The organism is Paenibacillus thalictri, from assembly GCF_004307995.1.
Lineage (GTDB): Bacteria > Bacillota > Bacilli > Paenibacillales > NBRC-103111 > Paenibacillus_AF > Paenibacillus_AF thalictri.
Map to the genome: position 1 here is coordinate 52,007 of NZ_SIRE01000043.1, position 7,307 is coordinate 59,313.

General features: G+C 51.1%; 4 protein-coding genes and 1 other annotated feature. All 4 genes read right to left on the reverse strand.

Annotated features, from left to right (window positions below; translation table 11 throughout):
• Positions 1-209: 209 nt before the first annotated feature.
• Entirely contained in the window at positions 210-581 is a 372-nt protein-coding gene (locus EYB31_RS37725) for a hypothetical protein (RefSeq protein ID WP_131018776.1), read from the reverse strand.
• 315 nt (positions 582-896) lie between these two features.
• Positions 897-2,555, reverse strand: coding sequence for a 2-isopropylmalate synthase (leuA, locus tag EYB31_RS37730; RefSeq protein ID WP_131018777.1), 1,659 nt, complete (start codon positions 2,553-2,555; stop codon positions 897-899).
• Positions 2,556-2,635: 80 nt separating this feature from the next.
• Positions 2,636-2,898 (reverse strand) — a binding site (T-box leader).
• Positions 2,899-3,021: 123 nt separating this feature from the next.
• Entirely contained in the window at positions 3,022-5,127 is a 2,106-nt protein-coding gene (locus tag EYB31_RS37735) for an ABC transporter ATP-binding protein (RefSeq protein ID WP_131018778.1), read from the reverse strand.
• Entirely contained in the window at positions 5,124-7,013 is a 1,890-nt protein-coding gene (locus EYB31_RS37740; protein WP_131018779.1) for an ABC transporter ATP-binding protein, read from the reverse strand. Before EYB31_RS37740 ends, EYB31_RS37735 begins: the two co-directional genes overlap by 4 nt.
• Between the last annotated feature and the right edge of the window lie 294 nt (positions 7,014-7,307).

The following is a 7,307-nucleotide window of genomic DNA, read 5'->3' on the forward strand; positions in this document are numbered from 1 at the left end:
TTCCATCGTATAACTGCAATTGATTGTACCACCTCAGGCTCTCAAAAATCTCACAAACTTTTCATATATAAACCTTCGCTTGCTGCCGCACAAGCCAAAAAGCGATACCGCCGCCTGAAGCGAACTTGCGGTTTCATTCCGCACGTATTTCGCTTGTTATCAGGGGCAGATCGCCTTGCTGCGCTTTATTGTCTTGCCGCAATCATGATTTACTGTTTGTGCAGCTGAATCATTTCCTCCCGGCCGTTCCATTTCATGATCAGTTTAAAACCTTCTTCCTCCACATAAGTGGCATCCGAACCCGATGTCGACGACCCGGTTATTTTCAAGTGTTTCGACGGGCCTTTGGCGGTACCTTGGCTTTGGAAATTACTGCTCTCGGCAAAAGCATAACTTACATTTCCGGGTGTCTCACGACCGTCGCCAACATATTCGATAACGTACGATTTATGTTTGCCCGACGGATCAACGCAGCATTCGACGGTCCAAAACGGGCTGCTCCCCGCAAACGTAACCGGATTCGAGCATCCTCCCAGCACCAATAATCCCAATAAGATGCAAACGCTAATCCACAGCCTCACAGGCGATACCCTCCTTTTCGCAGCCGAACGGATCGTTGCGAGACCGGTCTCGCTTTCACTTCAGCTTACTATAACCAAGTATAAGCACCATATCTTAACAAAACCTAGCAGAAATTCTTAACTCTTTCTTATGCTGCGAGATTTGTCTGGAAAAAGATAACCGTCGTCGGGAAGAATGGCGTGGGGGCCTCCGTATCATGATGTTGTGTCCAAGCCGGCTAATAAAGCGGCAGCTCAAAAAGGCCAACCGGAAAATTCCGGCTGGCCTGATCATACGAAAAGCTATCCCGCTGCCATCGTTATGGCGCTAATCCCTTAGCGGGTCATGTTATTTACTGCGCTAAACAACGCTTTGACCGAAGAGGTCATAATATCGACGTCAATACCGCAGCCCCAGTGTACCTTGCCGTTCGAACCTTTGATGCCGATATAAGAAACAGCTTGCGATTTGGAGCCTGTTTCCAGAGCGTGCTCGGTGTAGATCAAATCGGTATAATCCAGTCCGAGATGGGCTTGCAGCACATTGCTGATCGCATCCAATCTGCCGCTTCCCGTACCGGTCAGTTCCTTAACCCCGCTGCTGTCGCGCAAGGTGACGATCGTACGGAAGTCTTCCTCATCCGCAAAGCGGTATTTCACAAACTCAACTGGAGTTTTGATATTCACATATTCCTTCATGAAAATGTCATGGATTTCATCGGGCATCAGCTCTTTTTGCTGGCGGTCCGACACGTTTTTCACGCAGTACCCGAAGTGCTCGCGCATTTTCGGCGGCAGGTCCAGACCATACTTCAACTGCAGCACATAGCCAATGCCGCCTTTGCCGGATTGGCTGTTAATACGGATGATGTCTCCTTCGTATTCTCTGCCGATATCCTTCGGATCGATGAGCAGATAAGGGACCGACCAATGCTGCGGGTTCTTCTCCTCACGCCAGGACATGCCTTTGGCAATCGCATCCTGATGCGAGCCGGAGAACGCGGTAAATACAAGCTCGCCGCCGTATGGGTGTCTTTCGCTCACTCTCATTTTGGTCAGCCGCTCATACACCGAAATGATGGCTGGAATATTGGTGAAATTCAGCTTCGGATCCACACCGTGCGAGTACAAATTCAACGCCAACGTAACAATGTCTACGTTCCCGGTCCGTTCCCCGTTCCCGAACAACGTGCCTTCCACCCGCTGAGCTCCCGCCAACATGCCCAGCTCGGCGTCCGCTACGCCGGTGCCTCTGTCGTTATGCGGATGCAGCGACAAAATGACATGTTCGCGGTATCTCATATTTTCGCTCATATATTCAATTTGGCTGGCATAGACGTGTGGCATCGACATCGATACCGTTGCCGGCAGGTTGATAATAACCGGATTTTCTGCTGTCGGCTGCCAAATGTCGAGCACGCGGTTACAGATCTCCAGTGCAAAATCAATCTCTGTGCCGGTAAAGCTCTCCGGCGAATATTGGAACTGGAAGTTTCCTTCCGTTTCCGATGCGCATTGCTTCAGCAGCTTGGCGCCGACGATTGCGATCTCGATAATTTCCTCTTTGGACTTGCGGAATACTTGCTCCCGCTGCGCCACGGAAGTGGAATTGTACAAATGCACAACCGCTTTTTTCGCGCCTTGGAGCGCCTCAAACGTTTTGCGGATAATGTGCTCTCTGGATTGCGTAAGCACTTGAATCGTTACATCGTCCGGGATCAGATCCTGCTCGATCAATGTCCGCAGAAAGGCAAATTCCGTTTCCGACGCTGCGGGGAAACCAACTTCGATCTCTTTGAACCCGATTTCTACAAGCAATTTGAAATATTCCAGCTTTTCTTCCAAATTCATAGGAACGATCAATGCCTGATTGCCGTCGCGAAGGTCGACGCTGCACCAGATCGGCGCTTCGGTAATGCTCTCCTTCTGCGTCCATTTCAAACTGGTCTTCGGCGGCATGAAATAACCTCTGGCGTATTTTTCCACATTTTTCATTGTCATCTTTCCTTTCAGGCCATATTTCGAAACCGACTGTCATCATCTGGCGGAATTAAAAAAAGTCTTTCATCTCCATTAACAGAGACGAAAGACTTTGACATCTTACGCGGTACCACTCCGAATTCATGCCTCCTGCGGCATGCACTCTGACATACACAGCTTGCCCGTTCAAGCAAACCGTATAGCCTCCTGATGATAACGGTCAGGGTCCGGCTCCACCTACTGTCATTTCAGCGAGCAACTCCAAGGCGAGTTCGGATTTTCTCCACGTCTGTTTTGCACCGGCCAACAGCTCTCTGATCGCTTAGAAAATCTTACTATTCCCATTCAACGTATTTCGTTATTGTTTACAAAGATTGTATTACATCTGCACCTCATTATCAAGTACATCCTTCTGCAAATAATTAACATCCGGTGTATTTTCACTGCAGCAGCTTAAACGATTGCCTTGCGTCGGCGTGATTTATTTAGCCCGCTGCATCGGCTTCTGATCTTTGTATTGCAGGTCATACAGCCGGTAGTAGTAACCTCTTTGCGCGAGCAGTTGGAAGTGGTTGCCGATTTCCCGCACCTTCCCTTTATGCATCACGACGATCTGGTCGGCATGCTGGATCGTAGAGAGGCGGTGCGCTACGATCAGTGTTGTCCGGCCTTTGGATATTTGGTTCAGCGCGTCCTGCACGATGAATTCCGTTTCGGTGTCGATATTGGATGTCGCTTCATCCAGTATCAAAATTTGCGGACGGAATGCGATCGCACGGGCAAAAGATAACAGCTGGCGCTGGCCAAGCGACAGATTGATGCCCCGTTCTCCAAGCTGGGTATGATATCCGTTTGGCAGATGGCCGACAAAATCATCCATGTGCACCATGCTTGCCGCTTCATATACTTGCTCGTCGGTAATATTGCGGTTGTTCAGCCGGATATTCGACATGATGTCCCCGGTGAACAGGAACACATCCTGCTGCACGATGCCGATGGAGCGGCGCAGCTCTTCAAGCGGAATATCGCGGATGTCGATCCCGTCCAGCCGGATGCTGCCCTTCTGAATATCATAAAACCGGTTGATCAGCTGAATAATTGAGCTTTTCCCCGCCCCCGTCGCACCGACGAAAGCGATAGTCTGACCAGGCAGAATCGTAAAGCTGACGTCTTTGAGCACCCATTCGCCTTCGTTGTACGCAAACCATACATGATCGAATTCGATCGTGCCGCGCAGCTGCTCAGGCAGATGTTGCGGCTTCGCCGGATCGACAATCGAAGCTTTTTCGTCCAGCGTTTCAAAAATACGTTCAGCGCCGACCATCGCCGTCTGAATCTGATTGTATTTCTCGGCCAAGCTTTGCAGCGGCTGGAAGAACTGCCGGACATAATGCGTAAAGGCATATACGATACCAAACGTAATTGCGCCGTCCAGCACCGCACCGCCTCCGTACCATAACAGCAGCGCGATCGACAAGTTGCCGATAAAACCGATGGCCGGCTGGAAAATCGAGTTGATCACCGTGCCCCGCATCCCCGCCCGGTAGTACCCCGAGTTATGGTCGTCGAAGTGCTCCCACTGCCGCTCCTCCCTGGTGAACAGCTGCGTGATGCGAATGCCGGATAAATTTTCCGCTAGAAATGCGTTAAGTCTCGATAAAATAATTCTCGACGTGCGCTGCGCTTCCCGCTGCGCCGTCCTGTACCACAAGGTCAGCGCAAACAGCACCGGCACGACGGCCAGCGACAGCAACGCCAGCTTCAAGCTCATATGCAGCATGATCGCCACAATGCCGACCAGCACGATGACATCCTTGAACAAATTGACGATGACCTGCGAGAAAAATTGATTGAGCGCCTCCGTGTCCTGAGTGACCCGGACCACCAGCCGGCCTACCGGATTGCGGTCGAAATACGACATCGACATGCTGCTCAGATGTTTAAACAGCAGCTGCCGGATGTTAAAAATAATTTTTTGTCCCGTATATTGCAGCAAGTTGCTCTGCACGTAGTTCAGCAGCGAAGCTCCCACCACCGTCACGAGGAACAACACGCCCAGCTGCAGCAATCCGCGGAAATCCCGTTCATGGAAACGGGCCAACGCCTGCTCGTCTAAAGGCGCTGCGGAAAAACTTTGCCCCGCCGCTTCAATCCGGTAAGACGCGCCTTCTTGCTTGAGCGCGGGAGCAGACTGCTGCTGCGGCAGCCAACCGTCGATCATCCACATTTTGGCGTCAACTTCGACGATTTGCTTCTTGTCCGCTTGATCCCCGCTATGCTGCGACACCTCATCGCCAGACAACCGGACATACACTTTGTTATCCCACTCGATGGCCGGGCCTATGCCGCTCAGCTTGCCGCTTTCTTGCGCCGGCACGGAAAGCATAGGCTGGTGCAGCCCGTTAATATTTTCGTCGATCGCAACTTTAATCAGATAAGGCCTCGCCAAATCGGCAACAACGATAACAACCGCCAGCAGCAGGCACAAGAGGATCATTTTCCAATATGGCTTGGCAAAACCGATCAGGCGTGCGATTAACTCAAAGTCCTTGCCCGACTTCATCTCTTTCTCTGCGTGAATGTTCATGCTCCGGCACCTCCTGAAAGCTTTCCTTTAGAAAAACTTACTTTGGAAGCACCGCCGAGCTTGGCGTTCTCCCCAGCAGACACCTCTCGGCGGGATTCGCCTAGCAGCCTTCTGGCAAGCTCCAGCTCCTGATCTTCCTCGCGTTCCGCTTCTTGATCGAGCTGCTGCTTATGATACATATCCGCATATAGACCGTTTAACCGGAGCAGTTGTTCGTGGCTTCCTTGTTCCACGATACGTCCTTCGTCCATCACGACGATTTGATCGGCCGACTGCACCGATGAAATCCGATGACCGATAATGATTGTCGTCCGTTCGTTCATAACGGAGTTTAAGCCTTCCAGAATCAAGTCCTCCGTAATCGTGTCGACTGCGGACAAGCTGTCGTCGAAAATGAGGATAGACGGTTTCTTAATTATTGCCCGGGCAATGCTGACCCGCTGGCGTTGCCCTCCGGAAAGCGATATGCCGCGTTCGCCCAGCGTCGTATCGAATTGATTCGGAAACTCTACAATGTTATCGTATACCTGCGCAATTTTCGCTGCATTTTCGACCTGCTCATGGGAATACGGATACGGAGCAAAACCGATATTGTCGCGGATGGTGGATGAGAACAAAAACTGATCCTGCGGCACGATGCCGACCTGCGTGCGCAGCGTGCGCAGCGGTATTTCGTGAATATCGTGACCGTCGATAAACAAAGTGCCTTTCGGCGGATTATACAGACGCACCAGCAGATGAACAAGCGTGCTTTTGCCGCTGCCTACCCTGCCGACAATTGCCAGGCTGGAACCTTTGGGCACCTTAAGTGATATGTCGCGAAGAGTTGGCCGATTCGCTTCCGGATACGAAAACGTCAAGTTTTTAATTTCGATGTCGCCGCTAATCCGATCTATTTCCGGCTTCGCCACCACATCGTCAACCACATCCGGCTGCGTCCGGAAAATTTCCATCAGCCGCGCTTCGGAAGCCCAGCCGCGCTGCACCTGGTTCACTACTTTACCCAAATTTTCAATCGGCCCCATCAATAAGGACAAATACGTATTAAATGCAACAAATTCCCCCAACGAAATGGTGCCTTTCAGCACCATCGTGCCCCCGAGTATAACCGATACAAGAAAGCTCAGTCCGACGATACCGCTGCTGAGCGCGCCAAACAACGAATTGGACCGCACAAACCGGCGGTTCATCTCGACGGCATGCCCGTTGTCTTTTGTAAACAGCTCCCGTTCTTCTTTTTCCTGCACAAAAGCCTTGACGATGCGGATACCTGCGGTGAATTCCTGGACCCGGCTGGTCATATCGGAAATCGCCCGCTGCATGTCCGAAGACTGCTGCAAAATCCGCTTGTTGAACCGGTAAGCCACAAAACTCAGGAACGGCAGCGGCAGCATCGTCAGCAGCGTGAGCCAGAAATTAACCGTTCCGACCATCGCCACAATAGAGATCGTAATCAGAATAAAAGCTTCAAATATGTTGAAGTACCCCTGCATCGTCACCTCGCGGATCACTCCGACGTCGCTGATCGCATGGGACATCAAGTCGCCGATCCGTTGATTATTGAAATATGTGGCCGAGAGACGTTCCCAATGCTGAAACAGCTCGCCGCGCACTCTCATCTCCAACATCCGGGACAGCCGAAATAAATAAATCCGGCTCGTCGACCGGAAAAATGCGATGCCTATCCCGACGAGCGCCATCCATACGGCAAAACGAACCGCATCGTCGTAATTCAAAGTGCCGAGCTGCAGCTTATCGGTAAAGCTGCCCAGCAATTGCGGGATTAGCAGCTGCATCAAGCTGGATATGGACAATAATGCAAAGCCTGCTACGTACGAAACCCGGTGCTGCTTGATATGGCTCGAGAAAATATTCGTTCTTGTCATCCACGATCCCCCTTGACGTTTCCTCACCCATTGCACGGTCCGATGTCGAACCTCATTAAGCTATTGTTAAGGTTACCGCGATTGGAAGAAAGAAGCCATGGATGAATTTGTCGCAAAACATGGACTATTATGCTGAAAATCGCCCCCTCAATCCCCCACGGGGGACTCCAGGCGCTGCGCCAATGTTGTCAGGTTAAGCTTATTTTATAAGTTGCGTCTTTTTGTTTGTGTAAATCGGTTGGCTTTGCTTTGTTTTTCACGTTTGAAATTTCGGTTGGGGATGACAGGTACTAC

What these genes read in the sequence shown, in the direction of transcription:
- leuA (WP_131018777.1), bottom strand. Translation starts at nt 2,555, where the DNA reads ATGAAAAATGTGGAAAAATACGCCAGAGGTTATTTCATGCCGCCGAAG.
- EYB31_RS37735 (WP_131018778.1), bottom strand. Translation starts at nt 5,127, where the DNA reads ATGAACATTCACGCAGAGAAAGAGATGAAGTCGGGCAAGGACTTTGAG.
- EYB31_RS37740 (WP_131018779.1), bottom strand. Translation starts at nt 7,013, where the DNA reads ATGACAAGAACGAATATTTTCTCGAGCCATATCAAGCAGCACCGGGTT.